Consider the following 22,972-nt stretch of genomic DNA (forward strand, 5'->3'; position numbering starts at 1 on the left):
TGCAAAACAGCTAAACAGCTAGATTCAAAACAGCTGCAATTTGCACCGACGACACGTTAACCACGCAAATCCTTTTTGATAACAAATTGTTAACCATTGATTTTATTTGCAAATAAACCTTCCTTAATCTGACTGCGAGCTGAATTTTTACTTGTTTCGTAGCACATTTATCGCTAGTTTAGGCTGTTATAAATTATAAAAATAAAAAGTACACTATGATCAGGGTTGAAAATCTTTGCCGTACTTATGGTGCTGGTGAGACGCAAGTAACGGCATTAAAAAATGTGTCGTTGCATATCAAGGAAGGTGAATTTGTTGCTGTAATGGGGGCTTCTGGCTCAGGCAAATCTACCCTAATGAATATTTTAGGGTGTTTAGATACACCAACATCAGGAGGCTATCTACTCTCCGGTGAAAGCATCAAAGAAATTGATGATGTGAGCCTCTCAGCTATTCGTAATAAGAAGATTGGCTTTATTTTTCAAACCTTCCATTTGCTTACTCGCTTAAGTGCACAAGAAAATGTCGCCCTGCCACTGCGTTATACCGATACTCCAAAACAACTAGCTAGCGAGCGCGCACTGGCAATGCTCGATAAAGTGGGCCTAAGCTCTCGGGCACATCATAAACCGTTTGAAATGTCCGGTGGCCAACGCCAACGTGTTGCCATTGCCAGGGCATTGGTAAACGAGCCAAAAGTCATTTTTGCCGATGAACCGACCGGTAATCTTGATAGCAAAACATCCCATGAGATCATGGAATTACTTTGCACGCTTCATCAACAAGGCCATACCTTAGTAATGGTAACCCACGAAGAAGATATTGCAGCCTACGCAAAACGCATCATTCGCATGAAAGATGGTGTGGTCATTGAGGACAGTGGATGTTAATCAAACAATTAATCAAAACCAGCCTAGTGTTATCACTAAGCATCGCTTCATACGCAAGCGTTGCCCAGAACTTACTGTTGAGCGGCGAACTCAAAGCCAGTGAGCAGCAGCTTTTTTATGCTCCAAAGTCTGATAACTGGCGAGTGCAAGTACAATGGATGATGGAAGAAGGCGAGATTGCCCAGCAAGGCGATGTGGTGGTGGTATTTGATAGCGGCTCTATTGCCAGCGAAATTGAACAAGATGAAGTAAGTTTGGAAGCGGCAAAGGAAGAACTGGTTCGAGTTACCACCAGTAATGAAGAAAAACAGATTGAAGCCGAGTTTAACTTTAAGCGCACCGAATTATTATTGCAGCGAGCTCGCATTGATGCGGCGATACCGCAGGCAAATTTAAGCACTTATGATTATCAAAAAAACCAACTTGAACTTGAAAAAGCCTTGATCAATAGACAGAAGTCATCCGAAGAGCTGCTCCAAGTTAAAACTGAAAATAAAGTAGCCCACAGTAAACAACTGCTCACCATTGAGCAATTAGAAACCAACTTACAATACAATAAAACCCAACTGGCCAGTATGAGCATTAAAGCGCAGCGCACAGGCCCAGTACTTTATGCAAATCATCCATGGAATGGTGAAAAAGCCTTTGTTGGCATGACAGCACAACCCGGCTGGAAAATTGCTGAAATTCCCGCTATGAGTGAACTGTATATTGAAGCCTGGGTGCACGAAATTGATTATCAAAAGCTCAAGCTCGATCAACCAGCTCAACTACTATTTGATGCCTATTTACAGCAACCACTGCAAGCCAAATTAACCGAAATATCCACTCAGCCAGAAGAGCGACTGCAATGGGGTAAAGACGCCTACTTTAGAGCGCGTTTTAATTTCAGCGCTTCAGGATTAAAGTTATTGCCAGGTATGAGCGCAAAACTCACTATAGGAGCGAGTGCTGATGAATAATTCTCTCTATTTTAAAACATTACTAATAAGCTCAGTGCTGTTATTAACCGCCTGTGATGAGCAAAGCGAGCAAAACTTCCATGTTAAAAACAGTGATATTGTCCTAACCGTTAAAGCAAATGGTGAACTTGAGTCATCAACCAGCGCAATCATCGCCCCGCCTTCCGTTGCGCGCATGTGGCAATATCAAATAAAAACCATGCAACCGGAAAACAGCCAAGTAAAAAAAGGCGATGTAGTGGTGTCGTTCGATGACAAACAAGTGCGTGACAAACTGATTGATAAACAAGGCGATCTAGAGCGCGCTAAAAAACAACTTGAGAACGCTAAAAACAAAGAGCTAATAAAAGAGCAAGAGCTGACTCTGCAAGTGGCTGAAATGAAAATGAACTACGATAAAGCCAAACGTAAAGCACAAATTGTTGATAACTCGCGCTCTGAGGTCGAACGCAAAAAATCACAAATCGATTTTACCATTGCCAGTAACGACTTAACCCTAGCAAAAAGCAAACAAGCGTACCAACAACAAAGCAAAGAGCTCAATTTAAAAATGGTGCAAAGTAAAGTTGCTCGCCTGCAAAGTGAAGTTGATGGTTACTTGCAAGATATTGAACGCTTGAAAGTAAAAGCACCGATCGATGGCTTAGTCATTTACAAAACTAATTACGAAGGCGAAAAGTCATCAATAGGCGAAAGCGTGCAATTTGGCCAACCGGTTATCGAACTTGCCGTATTAGCAAACATGCAAGTCAAAGCGCAAATAGACGAGCCAGATAGCGGTAAAATTGCCCCCGGCCAAGTGGTTAAAATCACTATTGATGGTAGTACTGAAATCGTGGTCTCAGGTAAAATTGACAGCTTAGGACGGGTATTTAGAGAAAAATCCCCACAAGATAAACGCCGGATTGTCGATGCTATCGTCAGTATTGACGACCTTGATACCAGTGTGATCCGCCCAGGTCTTACAGCCCGTTTAGAAATAACCACAGCTGCCCTCCCCCAAGTATTGAGTATTCCCTTAGCCAGTATACAGTACGACCAGCAAGGGCCTTATGTTGAGACGACTAAAAGCAATAAGCAATTTATAGAGATCAGCCACTTTACCGATAACCTTGCAGTGGTAAAAAGCGGTTTAAACGCAGGTGACGAGGTGAAATTATGAACATAAAGTTGAGCCTAAGTTTACTTGCCATTTTGGTATTGACCGGCTGCGGACCAGATAACACAGTTCAAAACGCGCTGACCTATACAGTCAATAAACATCAATTTGAAACCGTTGTTGAAGCTAAAGGCCATCTGATTGCAGCGAATGAAACCATTATCACTGCACCGGCTTCTTCGCGAGGGCCGCAAACCTTAGCCTGGCTGATGCCCGAATACAGCCAAGTAAAAAAAGGTGACGTGATTGCCCGCTTTGATGGCGAGCAAATGCGTCGTCAAAGCCAGAAAAACACCAATAAAGCAGCCTTAACCGCACAAGATTTAGCACAAAAATCCGGTGAAATAGATAAAGACAAAGCAATTTTAAAGCATGACATTGTGTTAGTGAATGAAGAGAAACAGTTTGCCGAAGACTACTCTATTGAAGATGAGCGTATTCGTTCAAAACTGGATATTTTAGAGTCACAACAAAACGTTGAATTTTTAAATGCTAAACACGATTACTATGATTGGCAAACGACTCGCTTTGAGCAAAGTGCGGCTGGTGAACTCATGTTACTAAAGATGCAAGAGAATCAATATAAACAAAAGCTTGAAATGCTCAACACGAATTTATCGCTGCTGGAAATTATTGCCCCACATGATGGCCTGTTAACTCACAGTACCAATTGGCGCGGCGAAAAACCTCGCGCTGGTGAGACCTTATGGCCGGGGCAAAAAATAGCGGCACTGCCTGACGTTAGCCAAATGCAATTAGTGTTATATGTGTCTGAGCGCGAAGCCATTGATTTAGCTCCAGGACAAGCTCTGCAATTTCAACTGATTGCTTTGCCAGAGCAGCAATTTAGTGGTGAGCTCATTGAGGTATCGCCGTTTCCTAAGTCGATAAAACGCGGCGATCCGCAAAAGTACTACGAGCTAAAAGCAAATATTACCCAACAAACCACTGTCCTGCGCCCAGGTTTAAAGCTCAATGCGCGCATTTTAGTGACCCCCGCAAGCGAGCGTTTAGTAGTACCAAAGCAAAGTGTGTTCACTGAACAAAATGCCCATTATGTCTATGCAGAACACGGTGGTGAATTTATAAAAACCGCCGTTACATTAGGCAAACATAACCTCAGCCATGTTGAAATTCTCGACGGCTTAACAAGTAGTGATGTGGTTTCTCTGATAGATATAAAGGACATCTAATGAAGTATTTAAGTTTATTTATCGACACCACTTTAGAGCTTGCTCAGCACAAACTGCGCACGCTACTCACTTTGCTAGGGATGATTTTTGGTGTCGGTGCAGTAATAGCCATGCTAAATATTGGTGAAGGCGCTGAGCGCGAAGCAATGAAAATGATTGACTCCATGGGCTTATACAACCTAATCGTTAATGCCAAAGAGTTTGATGAAAAAGAGCTAAAAGAGCAACGTAAACACTCCGCGGGCTTGAGCTTACGTGACGCCGAAGTGGCCCACGACTCACTGCCGTTTATAACCGCATTTTCCGCACAAAAAAACATCGAAACTTACCATATTTTTAGCCAATATAATAACAGTGATGGCCGTGCGGTAGGGGTCAGCGCTAATTATTTTCAACTGTCTCACTTTGAGTTATTTCAAGGTCGGGCGCTAAACCAAGCTGATGATAAAAATTTTGCTCAAGTAGCGTTACTAGGCGCTAATACCGCTAAGCAGCTATTTCCACTGGGGGATGCACTTGGCCAGCAAATAAAGATTAACCATCTATGGTTTGAAGTGATCGGTATTTTACAAGCGCCCTATTTAAAGAAAAAAGAATTCCAAGGGGTAAAACTTGGTAACGAACAAAACCAAGTATTTATTCCTTTGAGCACCGCTTTACATCGCTTTGAAAGTGGCCTGCTTGATAGTGAAGTGAGCAGTTTAAAACTGGCGATAGATAAAACCGTGGACCCGATTATAGCCGCGCAAGCGTTGGAGCATTTATTAGAAAACCGCCACAGCGATATTGATGATTTTGAATTAGTTATTCCCGCTGCGTTATTAGCGCAGCAAAAGCAAACTCAACAGATTTTTAATATTGTTATGTCCTGTGTAGCAGGAATTTCTCTGTTGGTCGGTGGTATTGGTATTATGAATATTATGCTGGCCACTGTGCTCGAGCGTACTAAAGAAATTGGCTTGTTACGTGCCGTGGGGGCAACTCAAAAAGACATTCGCATTCAATTTATTGCTGAGAGCTTTACCATTTCTATTTTAGGCGGCTTACTCGGTGTGGTATTTGGTATCGCGCTATCTGAGATCATTTCTATCTATTCGCAATGGGCGGTATCTTGGTCAATGACGGCAATTGTTTTGTCATTTAGTATCTGTGCACTCGTTGGGCTTATTTTTGGTGTATATCCCGCGATCAAAGCGTCGCAACTTGACCCTATCGAAGCATTGCAAAGCGACTAAGATCATTTTTGTAATTAGAGTTTAAGCTCAATTGTGCCTCGCAGATCACGTTTAAAATTGTTAGCATGGATAAAAAAATAAAGGAGTGAACATGGCTCAGTTAAACCATGCTTTAGTAGTGGAAGGTGGCGCGATGCGCGGCATTTTTGCCACTGGTGTACTCGATGCGTTTTTAACAGCTCAATATCAGCCATTTAACCAGTGCTTTGGAGTATCTGCGGGAGCAACCAATATTGCTGCCTATTTATGTGGCCAACATAAACGTAATCATGCAGTGATCACTGACTATTCTTGTCGCCCTGAATTTATCAATTTAACGCGTTTTATACGTGGCGGTCACTTGTTTGATTTAGATTGGCTATGGCAAACTACAATGGCGGAAATTAGACTAGATTTAGCCGAATTTGCTAAACAGCACAGTGAGTTTTTTATTGTAGCAACAGATATCAACACCGCAACGGCGCAGTATCTAAAAGCAACACCTGAGCAGATGGAACAACAGCTTAAAGCCTCCTGCGCAATTCCTATTGCTTACCGTGATTACCCTAAAATTGATGGCATGGCTATGACCGACGGCGGTGTTGCAGATTCAATTCCCGTACGTAAAGCTTATGAAATGGGAGCCGAACAAATCACCGTGGTGTTATCGCAGCCACTGGGTTATCGCAAAAAACCCAGCAAGGCACCTTGGCTTACTGAAAGGCTTTATAAAGATCACCCTGCTCTTGCGCGTGCCTCCATAGCACGTGCTGATAACTACAATGCCAGTATCGACTTTATCCACAGCCCCCCTGCTGAGTGTAAAATCAATATCATTGCACCACCCGCTGATTTTAAAGTGGGGCGTACCACCAAAAACTATCAAAAGCTCAGCGCAGGTTATGAAATGGGTGTTACAGCAGCAGCGCAATACTTAAAAAACATGCACGTTTAATCTGTTTCTTTTATTCACAAAACCATTAAGCAGATATTTATATCGGATTGTTCTAGGGCGTACTGATCTTTGCTGTATTAAAAATAAGCAGCATGAAGATATTGACTGGTGCATGTACAAATATCGGCACTTGGTTGAGAATGCATTTGCCCGTATTAAGCAATATAGAGGGAGAGCCACACGATATGAAAAGCTTGAGCGAAATTATCACTCAATGCCCGCTTTAGTATTTACTATGATGTGGCTACCAATGTGCTCTGATTGATAAATGAACTACAAAAATCAACAGCCCGTAGCATAGAACATGAAAAATACTATGGTGTGATAGTACGTTATATCAATATCACCATAGAATTCACTCTTTTGAACAATTGTTTTCAACTGTGTTCTATAAAACTCTAAGTACACTTTACGTGAATATTTATATACCTACACAAAATGAAATATTATCCAAAACGGGGAATTTCTTTGAAATTCTATCCATTCGATAGTGTAAATTGGCTCAAGTCTAATCTACACTATCGAACATGGGTGATAAATTACTCTAAATTTAGTTACACTCTATTAACTTCTACTCTATGGGTATTGACTCGTTACAACCATTATCTAACCTGAAACATATCCGTCGATTTTTTCAGTTGCAGACTTAATCCACTTAAATTTTCTATCGCAAGTGTTGATTGAGATGCACTATGAGAAGTTTCCTCAGCTAAATCACGAACTTTAATTATACTCCGGTTAATTTCCTCAGAGACCTGACTCTGCTCTTCTGCCGCTGTAGCAATTTGCTGACTCATACTTTCAACGTCATTAACAATCAAAGTTATCTCAGAAAAAACCTCCAACACTTTTTTAGCATTATTTGCATTTTCTTCAGATTTATCACGACTTTTACGCATCATACTTAACGAACTATCCGCACCTGACTGAAGCGTTAATATTAACTGCTCTATTTCCGTTGCTGATTTTTGAGTTCTGCTTGCCAGACTTCTTACTTCATCAGCTACAACCGCAAATCCTCTTCCTGCTTCACCCGCTCTGGCTGCTTCTATTGCAGCATTTAATGCAAGTAAATTTGTTTGTTCTGCAACGGCTTTTATAACTTCTAAAATTTGACCAACACTATCTGTTTGTTTCTTTAATTGCTCCATAGCTTCAGCGGTTATATTTAACTCCCCTGCAAGTATATTTATTTCTGATACTGCATCTGCAATCATTTGACTACCCTGCGAAACAACGCTTGCTGCTGTGCATGTTGATAACGCTGCCGACTCTGCGTTTCTTGTTACTTCGTTTACGGTAGTAGTCATTTCGTTTACAGCCGTTGCAACAAGATCTGTTTCTTGATACTGTTCTTGCATACTTTTAGCGCTCTTCTTAGCTAAATTTTCTAACTGATACGTGGCGCTATTCATATGATTTACACTATCAATCGTGGTACTCATGAGCTCATTTAATCGCACACTCATATTGCCAATACTATTATAAAGTTGGCCAATTTCATCTTTACGGTCAGTGCTGATACGTTGAGTTAAATTCCCTTGTGATATCTGCCCAGCCACTGCAACCGCTTCCTGAAGTGTTGGTACAATTAAATGTTTTATCCACCACGCAAGTAAAATACCCATGATAATAGCAATAGCTGTCACAATAAATAATATCAACTCAATGTGGTTTCGATCTTCCGCCGCCTTTTTTGATTGTAAAGCAGTTAGTGCATCAATTTGATTATCCATATCTGTTGCGTGTTTAATCAATGCATCTTCTTTAGCCAATATTTTTGTTGTGGTGGCATGATAATTATCCATGTATTGCTTAAAATCACCAAGATGTTTTAAAAGCACCTCAGAATTAAGTGATTGTGCCTCTGTGATAACACTACTTAGTTTTCCCATTATTGGGTTTAGTTCTAATACCTTTACTTGTAACATGTTTGCTGTTAGCTCAGCTGAAATATCTCTGTATTGATTCAATAAAAAAGACGCATTAACCACTTTTTTATTTTGTTGCTTTGAGTCTAACTCACTAATTATTGATATAAAATCAGATATTATATTATCTGTGTTGTTATGAATGTTAGTCGTGTTTTGTGATCGCTCTGTATCGAGTACAGAAAATTGCTCAAGTATTTGACTGTACTGTTTTAACGAGTTTTCGACACTTGTCACTAATTCTTGTACATCGTTACCTTCGAAAATCAATTTACCTGTATTCAGAAAGCTACCAAATACTGTCGCTTTTTGTTGTAGTTCCTTCATTTTATAGCTTTCGCCACTTTGTATATACTCCATTCTCGCGACTTTCATTTTTAATAGCCTGTCATTAAGCTCCTCAGATAGTACCACCTTTTCACTGCGTGACATCAGCCCAGACAATCCTTGCTGCCCAGCAATGGCCACTGCAATTGTGAATAACAAAATGCACATAAATCCGCAGGTTAATTTACTACTTATTGATAAATTTTTTATAAATTGCATTATTTACAACCTTATTATTATTAATATACTCAGCCCATTAACTATGCTGATAAATATTCAATCTGACTTAATACTGAAGTATCTCCACAAAATATGGATTAATAGACAACCTTCATTATCGCACTAACTAGTGCAGCGCAAGAGCATGGCAAAAACTATAAATTCAATAGCTTTTCAATGTAATGTACAGCGCATTGCTTTCTTGTGTTTGCAAGCATGCCTTTTCTAAAACTTGTTTTAGCTTTTAGCTGATTAAATGAACTTTTAATCGTTTCCCATTAATCGCAGCTACGGTGCCATGAGTTAATTTGAAGCAAGGTTTCACCCACAAGAAAAAAGAATCTTAGATAAAATTTAGATTCAGTCTAATATTAAACCCATAACTTTATTAAATATTGATCCAAATCAATGATTGGCCCTTTTTCAGGGTCTAACTTTAATACTAAAAAATTTATAAACTCAATATCTTTTCTAGGTAGGCTTTCATTCAAGAAGGAAAAGCTAATAATTCATCCATTGAACTTTTTCTGTTCAATAATAACCTATACTGGCATAGTAACTACATCAACAGTTAGTAAGGAAACCTGTATGAATGCTTTTACTAAGGCCAAAAATGCTTGTGTGTATTTTATCGCCTTGACCACCTGCCTTTTCTCTCTCAATAGCGTTGCTGTTGAATGGCCTCAAGAAGTGGATACCTCAGAAGGCACGATTGTGGTTTACCAACCACAGCCCGAGACACTCAAAGGCAACACGCTTACCGCGCGATCTGCTATGTCATTCAAATTAAAAGATAGCGATCCAATTTTTGGGGTTTTTTGGTTTAATGCCAAAATTGATACCGATCGCAGCAACGACAGCGCAACAGTGCATAATATAGATGTTACTAAAGTGCGCTGGCCTGATTCAAAAGACGCCGGCGAGCAACGCTTTACCTTCGCCGTTAACAACGCGCTCAAAGAAGTACAATTTGTTACCTCACTATCGCAACTCACGGCAAGTCTAGAAAGTGCCGAAGCCGCAGAAAAAAGTTTATCTGAGCTTAAAAATGACCCGCCAAAGATTCTCTTTGCCGATAAGCTTGCTGTACTTTTGAGCTTTGACGGTAAACCTAAATTCAGTGCAATTGAAAACAGCCCTTACGAGCGCGCTTTAAATACACCAATGACGGTGGTGCGTGACACTAAATCAAAAACCGTCTATCTCACCAGCGGCCATACTTGGTATCAAGCTAAAGGTGTGATGGGCCCGTATACTGAAACGAAAACACCGCCTGCTGATCTCGTTAAAATGGTTCCCAAACCAGAAGATGATGCGCCAGTAAGCCAAGTTGCACCACAGATAGTTGTTGCGACCGAGCCTACAGAACTCATCGTAACCGATGGCACCGCTAACTGGAAAAGCCTCACTGGTGGCGAGCTGATGTACGTAAATAATACCGAAACACCGTGGTTACGTGAGCTTAAAACCAGCAATATGTATGTGCTGCTTTCAGGACGTTGGTATCGCGCTAAAAAACAAACCGGGCCTTGGACCTTTGTTAGAGCCGATGAGTTACCAAGCAGTTTTGCCAATATTCCACCTGAGTCTGATTTGGCAGGGCTACGAGTGTCAGTCGCGGGCACCGAAGAAGCGAATGAAGCAGTGCTCGATGCACATATTCCACAAACAGCAGCCATTAGCCGTAAAGATACTAGTTTAACAGTGACTTACGATGGCGAACCTAAGTTTGAAAAAATCCCTGGCACCCAAGTCGCTTATGCTGTAAACACCGGTGCACAAGTGCTATTGGTAGACAAAAAATACTATGCAGTTGATAACGCGGTGTGGTTTAAAGCAGATTCCCCGAAAGGCCCTTGGAAAGTGGCCGATGAAATCCCTAAAGACGAGATTGCAAAAATCCCACCAAGCTCGCCTGTCTACAATGTGACTTACGTCGATATTTACGAATCAACCCCAGAAGTCGTCTACGTGGGTTATTATCCAGGTTACATGTGGTCATACCCTTATTATGGTGTGCCTGTGTATGGCACTGGTTGGTATTACCCACCGTATTGGGGCGGCGGGTATTACTACCCGCGCCCACCAACATGGGGCTTTAATGTCGGTTACAACCCTTGGACCGGTTGGAACTTTGGTTTAAGTTGGAGCAATGGCTTCTTTAGCGTTGGTATTGGTTGGAATGCCGGTTTCCCTAGTGGTGCTCGTCCAGGTATTTACTGTTGTTCAGGTTGGTACGGTGGTGGCTACCGCGGTCCTGTGGTGATCAACACCGGTGATATCAATATCGGTAATAAAGTGAATATTGGCAATCGGAATAATATCAACATTGGCAGTAACAATCGCACCAATAACTTGTACAAACGTGGCGATAACATCAAGCGTAATGCAGCACCTGCGCAAGTTAAGCGTGACTTCAAAACCGCCCGCAGCAATCGCGATGCTAAAAATAATCTGTTCGCTGATAAACAAGGTAATGTTTTAAAACTCGACGGTGATAAATGGCGACAACGCAGTCAAAATCAATGGCAAGAACTTGATAGCATCCAGCAGCAGCAAATCAAAGATAAAGCCAGCAATATTGACCGCCAGCAATTACAAAATAGAGTGAGTACCATTGACCGTGATAAGGCCCGCTCGACGTTACAAAATAGGCAATCGCAGGACTTTGCTCGCTCATTGTCAAACCAACGTATGCAGCAGCTTAATAATGCCAACCGCGCCCGTCAACAGGGTTTTCAGCGTCAGCAGCAAATGCGTCAACTGCCTCGTCAATTACCCAGACGCGGGCATTAGTTTAGTGCACAATTAAAAGAGCGGCGGCATTAGCCGCTCTTTTTCGTTACAATTTTAAGCTTAATCAGCAGCTTGAGGTGCACTAAACGCCTTACTGTAAAAACCTGAAGAGTCAAAACAACAGACTCTCTTTTTACCCGACGCTAGCATATTACATGCATCATTAATGCGTTTTGTTCGCGTTTTTTGTTGCTTAGCTGACGTGATCCAATGGATCCAATCTAAGCGAGCAATTGTGGTTGTCGCATGCCATGTAGTTTGAGCTTCACTTGATGCCTGCAATGCATTAGCAAGATCAGCGGGTACTTCAGGCTCAGGTTCTTTATCTACAGCAACAACTTCAAATAGTGCATCCGCCCCGATCACCGCACCAGATAACTCAAGTTGTTCCTTATCAATGCGTAGCCAGTGACTTTTCTTACCATCTGGCTCTAACAAGGCTTCAAAAGCATAGCCGTTGATAGTTGCTATGACTGTTATACGGCCGCGTCTGGCCAGCACTGCGCTTACTGCTTGAGGCAGCACCACAAAGGCCCATGATTGACCTGTATTAGGTTTCAGTGGCTGAGCCGTAAATTGTGCTTTGCTGTGTTCGTTGGTCATATCTTTCATACTAAAACGTTAATCTGTCAGAGCTTGCGACACCGAATTACAACTGTACCCCTTAATTTTATGAATTTCCATTCAATCTTGATGCTGGAATAGGATTATAGAAAGTTCCCGTTGGCTATATTTTAAACTCACTTACTTGCTGCTGCAGTGTTGCTGCAAGCATCGCTAATTCTTGTGATGCTTGTGCATTTTGCTGTGAGCTTTCACTCACTGAGGCAATACTGGCACTAAACTCGTTAATATTACTGCTTAACTCATTGGCAACCATTTTTTGCTCTTGCGTTGCAGTTGAAACTTGCGTATTCATTTCGGCAATTTCGGTTACTTCTTGGTTTATTTCAGTCAGTACTTGCGAAGAGTATTGCGCGTGTTCAACACTTTCTTGAGCACTACTTTCAGCATTGCCCATTGCGCTCACTGCTTGCTGGGCCATGCCCTGTAACTTACTGATCATTTCATTGATGCTCGCCGTAGCCTTTTGGGTATTGTGCGCAAGCTGCCTTACTTCATCTGCAACCACAGCAAAACCACGGCCAGAATCCCCCGCTCTGGCAGCCTCTATTGCGGCATTCAGTGCCAACAAATTAGTTTGCTCAGCAACACCTTGGATCATCATTACCACCTGATTAATATCGTTCGTTTGCGTATTAAGATCAGTTATTAATTGGGTATTCGCATTAACTAACTTAGACAAGGTTTGAATTGACTCAATATTATCTGCAACAGCCTGTTGCCCTTGCTGTGCTTTATGATCTGCATTAGTCGCTTTATCTGAAGTTGCAAATGCATTTTGCGCGACTTGCTCAATAGCACTACTCATTTGCGTAATTGCAGTAGCAATCATGGCTGATTGTTGTTCTTGCTCTGTAGCGGTACTGGCGACTTGTTCACTTATTGAATTCATTTCCTCAGCGGCTGAGGATAGGGTTAATGTAGCCCCTGATACATCCGTCACTAAGGTGTGAATACGCGACAGCATATGGTTAAAATTACTTGCCGTTTCAGCCAATTCATCATTGCCTTGTACGTCAGCCCGGATCCGTAAATCGGCATTATCAGCAATAAGTGCAATCGTGTCTCGCAAAGACATCAAAGGAGTTTGAATTGACCGATAGATCACATAGGAAATGAACAGCAGTAATAAAATGAGTACCGCAACCGCTACTTTCATTACTAGGCTTACAACCTCATAATTTTCATCTGCATGTTTTTTAAAGCTATTAGCTTCTGTCAGTTGCAAGTCAATTAAAGATTGGTAACTTGCACTTAGCGGATCAAAAACATTATATAAGTCAGTTACAAACTGTTCTTGTGACAGTGAATTAAACGTCCCACTACGAATTTTATTTAATACGCTTTTAAGGTGCTCTTGAACGGGGATCAGCTTTTGTTCAACAGTCGCCGTTAAGTCTTTTTCTTCGTTGGTTAATTCCGTACTAAGGTAATCACTCCATTCTTTGTCGGCGGTATTTTTAGCCTCTTGCACAGCAGCCAGCAACGCTGTTTGATTTACCGTGCCAGCCCTGTACTTGTGAAGTAAATCAACAATATTAACGGCATAGTTATCAGACACCGTTTTTATCTGCTTCAACGGTACGATGCGATTATCGTATAAATCATCAATTCCTTTAACTAATCCACCCATAGTGTTAATCGAAAATATCGCTGTAATCGTAAATATTATTACGGGTAAAAGTGCTAACACAATCAAACGAGTACGAACCAAGTAATTATTTAACATAGTATTCCAATAACGACACCTCTAAAAATTAAAGTATAATACTTAATTTGCAAGCTTCTCGTTATTTTGTAATCTTTTTTGCAATAATTAAATTTATCACTTTACTACACTGGATGTACTTACTTTAGGCACATCAAAACATTATAAATTTTTCTGGTCCATGGTTGTTCGAATTAATCGCTTATTTACCGCTTTTAGCTTAACGCATTACAACTGGTGTAATCGTTAATCTTTACTTAACTCGACCACGTATCACCACTTCACCTAGTAATCACTATATCCAGCGTTGTTCGCTCTCGCTTTTACTTTGTAATATCAATGTTGAAAAAATTTAACCCCTTAATAGCTTCACAAAAATAACGTTGCTCTAACTATAATGCACTAAAGCGCAATGGATTTACTGTTAATGGTGAGCTAGATTATAAAGGAGTTAGAGGCAAGTTTACTCAAGATCCAAAAATAGGCTATTTGCGTTACGTTATCAATACTACTTTGGTGACAAACAAAGACAATGGCTGTTAGCAACGCATAAAGTATTTATTTTAGAATAAGGGTGATAGCATGATTCAAATATTGATCCGCACATGTACCTATTTAATAATTTTTGTCTTTGGCTTTGCTGCGGGCATATATACTCTGCCAATCTTAACGGCACCTGATGGCCCCAGCCAGTTAGAGCTCGCAAACCATGCCCAGCAAGCATTATACAAAGGTGAGTTTAAAGAGGAATTAGCAGGCTCCGATAGCTTCCATTATGGCATTGGTGAAGTTCGCTTGACTAATAGCACCATTTCTTTTGCAGGTACATTAAGCCCAGGCCCTGATTATCAATTGTATTTGGCCAATCGTTTTATTGATAACGAAACTGACTTTTTAGCTTATAAAGGCACTATGACACGTGTGGCAAGTATAAAAACCTTTGATGGTTTTATAGTCACAGTGCCACAAGGGATCAATATTGCTGACTTTAATACTGTGATTGTCTGGTGCGAAAGTTTCAATGAGTTTATCAGCGCAGCACAATACCAATAAAGGTTAATTATCGGCTTGGTTCAAATCCATCATACTGGGGTAAATCACTGTTTAACAACTCCCAATTAGCCTTTGAACTAACAAAGTTATGACTAATTGGCCGCTCAGTAATATCGCTATCAAGAATACCCAGCCTTAACCTTAAGCGTGATATATCATCTAGGTTTTCACTGAAGACGGGGCTGCCGCAGGCACTACAAAAATGACGAATACGCCCTGGCTTAAATTCAAATGCCGTTAAATTATCTTGGCCCTTAACGACTTTAAAATCAGCGCGATTAATAAACCCGTTAGTGGCAAATGCAGTACCGCTGGATTTACGGCATAGCGAACAATGGCAATGGATAATACTGTCGATTGAACCATCAATTTGAATCGCTATTTTTTTACACAAACAACTTCCTTGGTACATAAATTTCCCCAATTATTTTTTTAGAATATAGCATAAATGCCTATGCCAAAGCACAAAAAAAGTCGCCTTTGGAGAGGGCGACTTTGGAGAATAACAGTCATGGGTGTATGGCTGTTAAAACATAGACTTAGACTGTTAAATCAAGAGTTTTATGCAGCCTCTGTGGTTTGCTCACTGTGGCGAATTAAATAATCAAATGCCCCAAGGCTTGCTGTTGCACCACTGCCCATGGCGATGATGATTTGTTTAAATGGCGTGTTTGTCGCATCACCTGCACCATAAACCCCGGGTAACGAAGTTGCGCCTTTGGCGTCCACTAAAATTTCACCAAATTGACTAAGCTCAAGCTCAGCGCCTTTTAACCATTCGGTATTTGGGATCAAGCCGATTTGCACAAAGATACCTGCCAGCGTTAGCTCTTTGCTATCGCCCGTTACACGGTCAGTGTAAGTCAGTCCAGTTACTCGCTTACCATCACCTAACACTGCTGTCGTCTGTGCATTCTTAATAATAGTAATATTTTTTAAGCTATTAGCTTTACGAATAAGTACTTCATCGGCACGCAAGGTATCAGCAAACTCAAGTACCGTAACGTGTTCAACAATGTTTGCTAAATCAATAGCGGCCTCAATCCCCGAGTTACCGCCACCAATAACAGCAACAGCCTTACCTTTGAATAATGGCCCATCACAGTGCGGGCAATACGCCACACCATGGCCTCGGTATTGTTGCTCACCCGGTACGTTCATTTCACGCCAGCGTGCGCCCGTAGCAAGGACTAACGTCTTAGCTTTAAGCGTCGCACCATTTTCAAGTGTAATTTCATAACCATTATTAGCACGCTGAAGAGAAGCCGCGCGTTGGTTATGCATCACATCTACGTCGTATTCTTTAACATGCTCTTCAAGTTGAGCGACCAGTTTTGGCCCTTGCGTAGCTTGCACAGAAATAAAGTTTTCAATTGCTAAGGTATCTGCAACTTGGCCACCAAATCTATCGGCAACAATGCCTGTATTAAGCCCCTTGCGCGCTGAATAAATTGCCGCCGATGCGCCTGCGGGCCCACCACCTACAACCAGCATATCAAATTGCTCTTTTTCACTGAGTGACGCGGCTTGGCGTGCCGCCCCTTTTGCATCAACCTTATTAAGAATGTCAGTCAGGCTCAATGCACCTTGACTAAATAGTTCACCGTTTAGGTATACCGCTGGAACAGCTAAAATATTGCGTTGTTCCACTTCGTCTTGAAATAACGCACCATCAATCATAGTGGCTTTAATGTGGCTATTAGTAGCCGCCATAGTATTGAGTGCCTGTACAACCTGCGGGCAAGTTTGGCAGCTTAAACTGATATAGATCTCAAAATTAAGGGGCTGTTCTAGTGATTGTATTTGTTCAATGTCTTCTGCCTTCGCTTTGCTTGCGTGGCCGCCGGTATGTAATAAGGCTAACACTAAACTAGTGAATTCATGTCCCATTGGTACACCGGCGAAAGTGATATAGGTCTCTTTTAACGAGGAATGTACAACCATAGAAGGACGGCGAGCGTCAATATCAGGGTTGTTCAATACTGTAATTTTATCGCTTAACGATGCGAGATCGTGAGCCAAGTTTTCAAGTTCTGTTGATTTGTTGCTGTCATCCAAGGCGATAAGCAGCTCAACAGGTTGAGTAAGCGATTCAAAATGGCTTTTTAATTGATTTTTAATGTTGTTATCTAACATGGCTGCGCCCTTGTTTTCAGCGAAAGAAAACCCACCACATGCTAATGTGCTTAAAAATCGCGTGGTGGGAGTTGTTAGCGCGACTTAAGCCGCGCTTAATGTAGCTAAGCTACAGATTAGCAATTAAATTTTGCCAACTAGGTCAAGTGAAGGTGCAAGTGTGTCTTCACCTGGCTGCCAAGAAGCTGGACATACTTCACCATCGTGCGTTGCAATGTACTGGGCTGCTTGTACTTTACGAACTAGCTCTTTGGCGCTACGACCAATGCCTAAGTCGTGCGTTTCAATTACTTTGATTTCGCCTTCCGGGTTCATTACAAACGTACCACGCAGTGCAAGGCCTTCGTCTTCAATCATCACGCCGAAGTTACGTGTAATACGACCCGTTGGATCGCCAATCATTGGGTAAGTGATTTTACCGATTGTGTCTGACGTGTCGTGCCATGCTTTATGAGTAAAGTGTGTGTCAGTAGATACTGAGTACACTTCAACGCCCATCTCTTGAAGCTGTGCGTAATGATCTGCAATATCACCTAATTCCGTAGGGCACACAAATGTGAAATCTGCTGGGTAAAAGAAGAAGATTGACCACTTGCCCAGTACATCTTTTTCAGATAGCTCTACAAAGTCACCATTGTGGTATGCAGTTGCGTTAAAAGGTTGGATTTTTGTGTTAATTAATGAAGTGCTCATAGTATTCCTCATTTATATATAAAAGTATTTAAGTTACTCAACACAGCCTATTAAAGGCCTTCTGCGTTGGCTTGATTAGTACAATAAGGCGAAAGGAAACTTAAATAAAATTGATTGTTTAGATTAATTCAATCGATTTTTAGGATTGAACTATTTAATTACAGTATTCGTATTTTCTTTGTTGTTCATAATGCTGCTACAATAGCGGCGCTTAAAATATGCAAACAAGGGCATGCTGTTATGGAAAAATTTGTTAACCACATTCAACTTGGCTATCTAGGTCTGCTGCCCTTTTTAGGCTGTGTTGCTTGGCCGCTTTTATTAGGCAGCAATAGCGTAAACTTAGAATTTTTCACTTTTTATAGCATCGCAATATTGGCTTTTATGGCAGGTAATTTATGGCGGGCAGGTTCGCAAAGTTATAGTGACGCAATAAAAGCAGTCGTACCGGTTATTCCTATCCCCTTCTTATCATTTTTACCGACCGAATGGATGTTAGCTTGGTTGGGTCTTAGCTTTTGGCTAGTCCTGTTATTTGAAAAAGCCACCCTGCAATGGCAGAGCTACCATGCTGATTATCAAAAAATGCGCTTTGTGTTAACGTCAGTGGTGTTCGTTTGCCATGTTTTTGTGATTGGTATTAGTTTATACCCTAACTAACTCGCCCTTTAAAACGTATTAATGTACCATCCGGGCTCTGCTTTTTGAGGATAAACAATGATAGACCAATTGCGCCAACAGCTTGATCAACTCGGTGAAAACTACGTTGAAAAAAACGCTCACTTCAAAATTAAAGTGATCCCTTTTTTTTGTGCGATTCAAATTAAAAAAGATCACAAAGGTGAAGGTCGACTTTCATTTTATTCCAACCAATGGCTCGAAATTGCACTAGTCGTGCTGTTTTTACTGTTTGGTTTGATGCTATTTGACACCAATGCAGGCTTTACCCATGGTCCAATTCATATTGCAGTTGCGGTATTAATCAGCTTCAATTTAATCATCAAACAAATCGCCATTGAGGGACTAAAAACTCGCCTCGCTTTTTGCCGTTTGGTTGAGCATGACGCAAAAAAAACACCTGCAGAATAATGTATTTAAATCCTAATTGGCGGATCCTTACGGTAGGCGATGGTGATTTATCGTTTTCCTATGCTTTAGCAACTGATATCAAACCAACCAAGTTGGTCGCTTCAACCTATGACGATGCAACCACACTTACCAAAAAATATACTGATAACGCGTTAACTGCACTTAAGGCAAGCAATGTAACTGTATTAAATAGCTTTGATGTAACGGATCCACAAGCGTGGCAACGTCTAAACGGTGAGTTATTTGATGTGGTGGTGTTTCAATTTCCACTTATCCCTGCATTTGTTGGGCAAGCGGCTTTTCGAGAAAATACGGCCAGTATTAATACACTTAACCGCGCGTTACTGCATCAATTTATTAAATACGCCACTGACTTTGCCCTCGATAGCAATGGACCTATGCTTTGCTACATTACGTCTAAAGATGTAAAGCCTTATCGCGAGTGGAATATTGAAGGCAGTTTAAATAACGGTTTAACCTCACATTACCTTGGTCAGATGCCATTTGATATTAGCCTATTTCCAGGTTATAAAATTCGTAACGTTGACCGTGATAAACACGTTAAAGACACCAGTGGTATTAGTTATGTTTTCAGCCCTAAAACCGTGCCTGAGGTAGAGAGCAAATTAACCATACCAAGCTACCTAACCGCAGACAGTTGCCCACTTTGCCGTGTAGGCCCATTTCACGGCGAAGAAGATAAACAAAAACACTTATTAGCCAAAAAGCATCAACAAATGTTAGCCTTTGAGGCAGACTGGCAAGCTTGGCTTGCACAATTTAATCATCGGGAGTAGCTATGAACTTTGTAATCGTTGGCACCAATTTTATTAGTGATACTTTACTTGCAGCGGCAAAGACCGTCAGCGAATTTACGCTTTATGGCGTGTGCTCACGAGCCACTGAAAGTGGCGAAACCTTTTTAGCTAAACATGCAATCAGTGATGCAAAAATATTTACCAATATTGAACAAGTGTGTGCCGATGAGAATGTTGATGCGGTGTATATCGCTGCCCCCAATAGTTTGCATAAGAGCTATGCTGTAGCCTGTTTAAATGCAGGAAAACACGTATTAGGTGAAAAACCGGCTGCCGCTAATAGCCAAGAATTAGCTGCGATTTTAACCGCAGCAAAGCACAATAATCGCCTCTACATGGAAGCGATGATGACCACTCATCTACCAAATTTCACGGTATTACGCCAAGCAATTGAGAAAATTGGCGTTCCTCGTAAATACATTGGCCAATACAGTCAATATTCATCTCGTTACGATAAATACAAAAATGGCGAACGCCCTAATACGTTTTTACCTGAGTTTGCCAATGGCGCTTTGGTCGATTTAGGGGTATATCCACTGTATATTTTAATTGCGCTATGGGGAGCACCAAACAGCGTACAAGCCAGTGGGGTATTGCTTGAAACAGGTGTTGATGGGGCCGGTGATGTGTTACTAAATTACAGTGATAAGCAAGCGGTGATCAGTTACTCGAAAATATCTCAGGGTGATAACTTTACCGAGATCCAAGGTGAACAAGGCCGTATTAGAATCGAAGCCGTTTCGCTGTTAAAACGTATGCAGTTTATCGCCAACGACGGCACTGTTGAAGAGTTATCACAGCCATTTGACGAACACTTTATGCGTCACGAAGTGACTCATTTTATTGCCATAGCCAACGCAGGACAGCTAGAATCACCGATCAATACTCATCAACTAAGTATCAGTGTGGTGGATGTACTTGATAAAGCAAGACAGCAACTTGGCGTGAGTTATCCAGCCGACTTATAGTAGGCATCGTATCTAGTAAGTCTTCAGTAACTCTGCATATATTTAGCTTAAACTAGCTAAACCATTTAAGGCTGTATATCAACAGCCTTAAATTTTCTTGTAATTAAAAACGGTAAATAACTGAAGCACCTAATGTTTGTGGGCTAACAACGGAGACATAGCCAGTTGGATACCTGCCACTTACAGGCTCTACACTGGTATAACCTTGTTCATCAAAGGCATTATTAATATAAGCGCTAATTAACCAATTCTCTGCGTCATAGCTTATTGTTGCGCGAGTAATAGTGTAATCACCTGCCACGCGCTCTTCGGTGTTAGTAAGATCACCGTAATACTCATCAACATAATTTGCACTGACATTTATCTTAAAGCTATCAGTAAACCAATGAGACAAACCTAAACTGGCCGTAAATGAAGGGGCTGAATTAAGTTCGTTACCGACAGCCTCAGAATAACTGTCAGATGCATCAATTTCAGTTTTTAATAGCCCTAGCCCAGCATGTAACTGCCATTGTTCACCCAACATACTATAGGCTTCGAGCTCTAAACCATAACTGTGGGCATCATCAATATTGGTTATTCTTCGCGCTGAGTTTAAAGCTTGATAGCCATTAAAATTATTGTAGAATACATTCGCACTTATGTTGATATCACCGTTATTTAATACACTACGTGTGCCTACCTCATAAGTATTAACGGTTTCTTCATCATAGTAATAATAATCCTCAGCATTAAAGTCGAGTGCACCACCGCCAGAATTATAACCACGCCGCGCACTAGCTGATAAAGTAGTTGCTTCGGTAACTTTGTATTGAATAGCTAAGGTAGGTAATTTAATAGTATTAGAATCATCTAGCTGTTCAGCTAAGGTATCGCCTCTAAATGCCATGTTAAAGTTACGAAGCTGGCTTTCACGTTCAACTCGCAAGCCACCTGTTACTATTAACTTATCAGTCAGATTGAAGCTTGCCTCTGAGTAAATCGCCATCGAATCACTACTATCATCACCAAAATAATCTGTTGCTCCAACACTGTCAAAATCTTGATCTCGATCGAAATAAGCTAAGCCAATAAAGCCTGAATAAAAGTCACTACTAAGACCGAAGTTTAATTTACCATCAATGGTAATATTTTTTTCATCCATAGTAACATCAGATTCTGCTGTTTCTAGTGGCTCATAAGCATCAAAAGCCCAGTGGTAATCCATATACGCCACGAGCAGATCCACAGAGAAGTTCTCATCAATCTTATATTCAAAATCGATTTGTGTTGTATCTGAATCTGTATCCATTATACGTTGAAACAGTGGTATATAATCAGATGGGTTGTCACCTTCATAATACTGACGACCAGAATTTCCTTTTTCACTGTAGTTTGAATAACTTAGTTGAATTGATAGATCATCAAATGGAGTATAAAGTAATTTTGCTCGGGTGCTTGAAGTGTTTAATTTATTCAGATCGCGATCAGTCGGATTTGTTTCATAGACAGTTGGGTTACTGTAAGTTTCACCATCAACATATTGAGTCGATAACCTAAAAGCAAATACATCTTCAACTAATGCACCGGAAATAACGGCTGCGGTGTCAAGGTAGTTATCTTGATTACGGTAACCGACTCGCACTGCGCCTTCAAAGTCTTGAGTCGGTGCTTTGGTTGTCATATAAACAGCGCCAGCAATGCTATTACGACCATTACTTGTTGATTGTGGACCTCGATACACTGCTATTTGCTCCATATCCCACAAACCAGTATCACCCGTTAAATCAGCGACAAACGGCTGGCTTACACCGTCAACTAGCGTTGATACTCGCGCTTTTGAGCCGCCACTAAACGAATTAAACCCTGTTGCTCCACCGTTACCTGACACACCACGCATATCAGGAACTGATCCCGTTAACACTACTACATTGGCCATATCAGCAAGTGCTTCTGAAACAGATGCTAACTGACCATTTTCTAATAACGACTTATCGACGACCGCAACTGAGGTAATAGTGTCTTTAAGTGATTTTGCTATTTTTTCACCCGTAACAACGATAGTATCGATTGATTCGCGATTGCCCTCATCATCTGCTAATACCTGAGCTTGAGTAAATAACAGCGCGCTGGCAATAAGCAGTGAAAGCTGATTTCGTTTAAATAAAGCAGCCAAAATAGTTTCCTTTTTTTGAGACATTTTAAATTGCGCGAAAAAATACCATACCAACTACAGTATTGCAATTGAGTTTACTTAT

At 41.1% G+C, this 22,972-nt stretch carries 19 protein-coding genes and 1 pseudogene; 13 read left to right on the forward strand and 7 right to left on the reverse strand.

Annotation, left to right across the window (positions count from 1 at the left end):
- Positions 1-215: 215 nt before the first annotated feature.
- The 7 genes and pseudogenes from A7968_RS03670 to A7968_RS22825 all read left to right on the forward strand — a co-directional run.
- The gene (locus A7968_RS03670) at positions 216-890 is read left to right on the forward strand and encodes an ABC transporter ATP-binding protein (protein WP_064665199.1); all 675 of its coding nucleotides are present in this window, start codon (positions 216-218) and stop codon (positions 888-890) included.
- Positions 884-1,852, forward strand: coding sequence for an HlyD family secretion protein (locus A7968_RS03675; protein WP_064665200.1), 969 nt, complete (start codon positions 884-886; stop codon positions 1,850-1,852). Before A7968_RS03670 ends, A7968_RS03675 begins: the two co-directional genes overlap by 7 nt.
- Positions 1,845-3,014: an efflux RND transporter periplasmic adaptor subunit gene (locus tag A7968_RS03680; protein WP_064665201.1), complete on the forward strand. Its 1,170-nt coding sequence runs from the start codon at positions 1,845-1,847 to the stop codon at positions 3,012-3,014. The genes A7968_RS03675 and A7968_RS03680 overlap by 8 nt, the downstream gene beginning before the upstream one ends.
- Positions 3,011-4,204: an efflux RND transporter periplasmic adaptor subunit gene (locus A7968_RS03685; protein ID WP_064665202.1), complete on the forward strand. Its 1,194-nt coding sequence runs from the start codon at positions 3,011-3,013 to the stop codon at positions 4,202-4,204. The genes A7968_RS03680 and A7968_RS03685 overlap by 4 nt, the downstream gene beginning before the upstream one ends.
- Entirely contained in the window at positions 4,204-5,439 is a 1,236-nt protein-coding gene (locus A7968_RS03690) for an ABC transporter permease (protein WP_064665203.1), read from the forward strand. Before A7968_RS03685 ends, A7968_RS03690 begins: the two co-directional genes overlap by 1 nt.
- A 91-nt stretch (positions 5,440-5,530) precedes the next feature.
- Entirely contained in the window at positions 5,531-6,373 is an 843-nt protein-coding gene (locus A7968_RS03695) for a patatin-like phospholipase family protein (RefSeq protein ID WP_064665204.1), read from the forward strand.
- A 97-nt stretch (positions 6,374-6,470) separates the two neighbouring features.
- Positions 6,471-6,638, forward strand: a pseudogene (locus A7968_RS22825) (transposase); the annotation flags it as partial.
- Positions 6,639-6,975: 337 nt separating this feature from the next.
- On the opposite strand, the gene A7968_RS03700 reads toward A7968_RS22825, so the two are convergent.
- Positions 6,976-8,850: a methyl-accepting chemotaxis protein gene (locus tag A7968_RS03700; protein ID WP_064665205.1), complete on the reverse strand. Its 1,875-nt coding sequence runs from the start codon at positions 8,848-8,850 to the stop codon at positions 6,976-6,978.
- 588 nt (positions 8,851-9,438) lie between these two features.
- On the opposite strand from A7968_RS03700, the gene A7968_RS03705 reads away from it, so the two are divergent.
- A complete protein-coding gene (locus tag A7968_RS03705; RefSeq protein ID WP_064665206.1) occupies positions 9,439-11,646 on the forward strand; it encodes a hypothetical protein in 2,208 nt (735 codons plus the stop codon).
- Positions 11,647-11,706: 60 nt separating this feature from the next.
- Here the strand turns inward: A7968_RS03705 and A7968_RS03710 are convergent, their stop codons facing one another.
- Together A7968_RS03710 and A7968_RS03715 are read right to left on the reverse strand one after the other, a co-directional pair.
- Positions 11,707-12,258, reverse strand: coding sequence for a YdeI/OmpD-associated family protein (locus A7968_RS03710; RefSeq protein WP_225736695.1), 552 nt, complete (start codon positions 12,256-12,258; stop codon positions 11,707-11,709).
- 115 nt (positions 12,259-12,373) lie between these two features.
- Entirely contained in the window at positions 12,374-13,999 is a 1,626-nt protein-coding gene (locus A7968_RS03715; RefSeq protein ID WP_064665207.1) for a methyl-accepting chemotaxis protein, read from the reverse strand.
- A 561-nt stretch (positions 14,000-14,560) separates the two neighbouring features.
- On the opposite strand from A7968_RS03715, the gene A7968_RS03720 reads away from it, so the two are divergent.
- A complete protein-coding gene (locus A7968_RS03720) occupies positions 14,561-15,031 on the forward strand; it encodes a DM13 domain-containing protein (protein WP_064665208.1) in 471 nt (156 codons plus the stop codon).
- Positions 15,032-15,038: 7 nt separating this feature from the next.
- On the opposite strand, the gene A7968_RS03725 is transcribed toward A7968_RS03720, so the two are convergent.
- From A7968_RS03725 to ahpC, 3 genes are all read right to left on the reverse strand, one after another.
- A complete protein-coding gene (locus A7968_RS03725) occupies positions 15,039-15,443 on the reverse strand; it encodes a GFA family protein (RefSeq protein WP_064665209.1) in 405 nt (134 codons plus the stop codon).
- Between the two features lie 149 nt (positions 15,444-15,592).
- Positions 15,593-17,167 (reverse strand): alkyl hydroperoxide reductase subunit F, encoded by a 1,575-nt coding sequence (ahpF, locus tag A7968_RS03730; RefSeq protein WP_064665210.1) that lies wholly within the window; start codon positions 17,165-17,167, stop codon positions 15,593-15,595.
- Positions 17,168-17,290: 123 nt separating this feature from the next.
- Positions 17,291-17,860 carry an alkyl hydroperoxide reductase subunit C gene (gene ahpC / locus A7968_RS03735; RefSeq protein WP_064665211.1) on the reverse strand — a complete coding sequence of 190 codons (570 nt, stop codon included), beginning with the start codon at positions 17,858-17,860 and terminating at the stop codon, positions 17,291-17,293.
- A 240-nt stretch (positions 17,861-18,100) separates the two neighbouring features.
- Between ahpC and A7968_RS03740 the strand changes: the two genes are divergently transcribed.
- The 4 genes from A7968_RS03740 to A7968_RS03755 are packed head-to-tail and all read left to right on the forward strand — an operon-like array spanning position 18,101 to position 20,735.
- Positions 18,101-18,520, forward strand: coding sequence for a DUF3429 domain-containing protein (locus A7968_RS03740; protein WP_064665212.1), 420 nt, complete (start codon positions 18,101-18,103; stop codon positions 18,518-18,520).
- Between the two features lie 57 nt (positions 18,521-18,577).
- On the forward strand, positions 18,578-18,949 hold the full coding sequence (locus A7968_RS03745) for a hypothetical protein (protein WP_064665213.1): 372 nt from the start codon (positions 18,578-18,580) through the stop codon (positions 18,947-18,949).
- The gene (locus A7968_RS03750; RefSeq protein ID WP_064665214.1) at positions 18,949-19,746 is read left to right on the forward strand and encodes a class I SAM-dependent methyltransferase; all 798 of its coding nucleotides are present in this window, start codon (positions 18,949-18,951) and stop codon (positions 19,744-19,746) included. Before A7968_RS03745 ends, A7968_RS03750 begins: the two co-directional genes overlap by 1 nt.
- A 2-nt stretch (positions 19,747-19,748) precedes the next feature.
- Positions 19,749-20,735, forward strand: a complete 987-nt coding sequence (locus tag A7968_RS03755; RefSeq protein ID WP_064665215.1) for a Gfo/Idh/MocA family protein — start codon at positions 19,749-19,751, stop codon at positions 20,733-20,735.
- A gap of 103 nt (positions 20,736-20,838) precedes the next feature.
- On the opposite strand, the gene A7968_RS03760 is transcribed toward A7968_RS03755, so the two are convergent.
- Positions 20,839-22,914: a TonB-dependent receptor gene (locus tag A7968_RS03760; RefSeq protein ID WP_064665216.1), complete on the reverse strand. Its 2,076-nt coding sequence runs from the start codon at positions 22,912-22,914 to the stop codon at positions 20,839-20,841.
- Positions 22,915-22,972: the final 58 nt, after the last annotated feature.

The sequence above is a fragment of the Pseudoalteromonas prydzensis genome (assembly GCF_001661495.1).
Lineage (GTDB): Bacteria > Pseudomonadota > Gammaproteobacteria > Enterobacterales > Alteromonadaceae > Pseudoalteromonas > Pseudoalteromonas prydzensis.

Coding starts and splice junctions, on each gene's coding strand:
- A7968_RS03710 (WP_225736695.1), bottom strand. CDS start 12,258: ATGAAAGATATGACCAACGAACACAGCAAAGCACAATTTACGGCTCAG.
- A7968_RS03755 (WP_064665215.1), top strand. CDS start 19,749: ATGAACTTTGTAATCGTTGGCACCAATTTTATTAGTGATACTTTACTT.
- A7968_RS03695 (WP_064665204.1), top strand. CDS start 5,531: ATGGCTCAGTTAAACCATGCTTTAGTAGTGGAAGGTGGCGCGATGCGC.
- A7968_RS03690 (WP_064665203.1), top strand. CDS start 4,204: ATGAAGTATTTAAGTTTATTTATCGACACCACTTTAGAGCTTGCTCAG.
- A7968_RS03745 (WP_064665213.1), top strand. CDS start 18,578: ATGATAGACCAATTGCGCCAACAGCTTGATCAACTCGGTGAAAACTAC.
- A7968_RS03680 (WP_064665201.1), top strand. CDS start 1,845: ATGAATAATTCTCTCTATTTTAAAACATTACTAATAAGCTCAGTGCTG.
- A7968_RS03725 (WP_064665209.1), bottom strand. CDS start 15,443: ATGTACCAAGGAAGTTGTTTGTGTAAAAAAATAGCGATTCAAATTGAT.
- A7968_RS03700 (WP_064665205.1), bottom strand. CDS start 8,850: ATGCAATTTATAAAAAATTTATCAATAAGTAGTAAATTAACCTGCGGA.
- A7968_RS03705 (WP_064665206.1), top strand. CDS start 9,439: ATGAATGCTTTTACTAAGGCCAAAAATGCTTGTGTGTATTTTATCGCC.
- A7968_RS03715 (WP_064665207.1), bottom strand. CDS start 13,999: ATGTTAAATAATTACTTGGTTCGTACTCGTTTGATTGTGTTAGCACTT.
- ahpF (WP_064665210.1), bottom strand. CDS start 17,167: ATGTTAGATAACAACATTAAAAATCAATTAAAAAGCCATTTTGAATCG.
- A7968_RS03670 (WP_064665199.1), top strand. CDS start 216: ATGATCAGGGTTGAAAATCTTTGCCGTACTTATGGTGCTGGTGAGACG.
- A7968_RS03760 (WP_064665216.1), bottom strand. CDS start 22,914: ATGTCTCAAAAAAAGGAAACTATTTTGGCTGCTTTATTTAAACGAAAT.
- A7968_RS03720 (WP_064665208.1), top strand. CDS start 14,561: ATGATTCAAATATTGATCCGCACATGTACCTATTTAATAATTTTTGTC.
- A7968_RS03740 (WP_064665212.1), top strand. CDS start 18,101: ATGGAAAAATTTGTTAACCACATTCAACTTGGCTATCTAGGTCTGCTG.
- A7968_RS03685 (WP_064665202.1), top strand. CDS start 3,011: ATGAACATAAAGTTGAGCCTAAGTTTACTTGCCATTTTGGTATTGACC.
- A7968_RS03675 (WP_064665200.1), top strand. CDS start 884: ATGTTAATCAAACAATTAATCAAAACCAGCCTAGTGTTATCACTAAGC.
- A7968_RS03750 (WP_064665214.1), top strand. CDS start 18,949: ATGTATTTAAATCCTAATTGGCGGATCCTTACGGTAGGCGATGGTGAT.
- ahpC (WP_064665211.1), bottom strand. CDS start 17,860: ATGAGCACTTCATTAATTAACACAAAAATCCAACCTTTTAACGCAACT.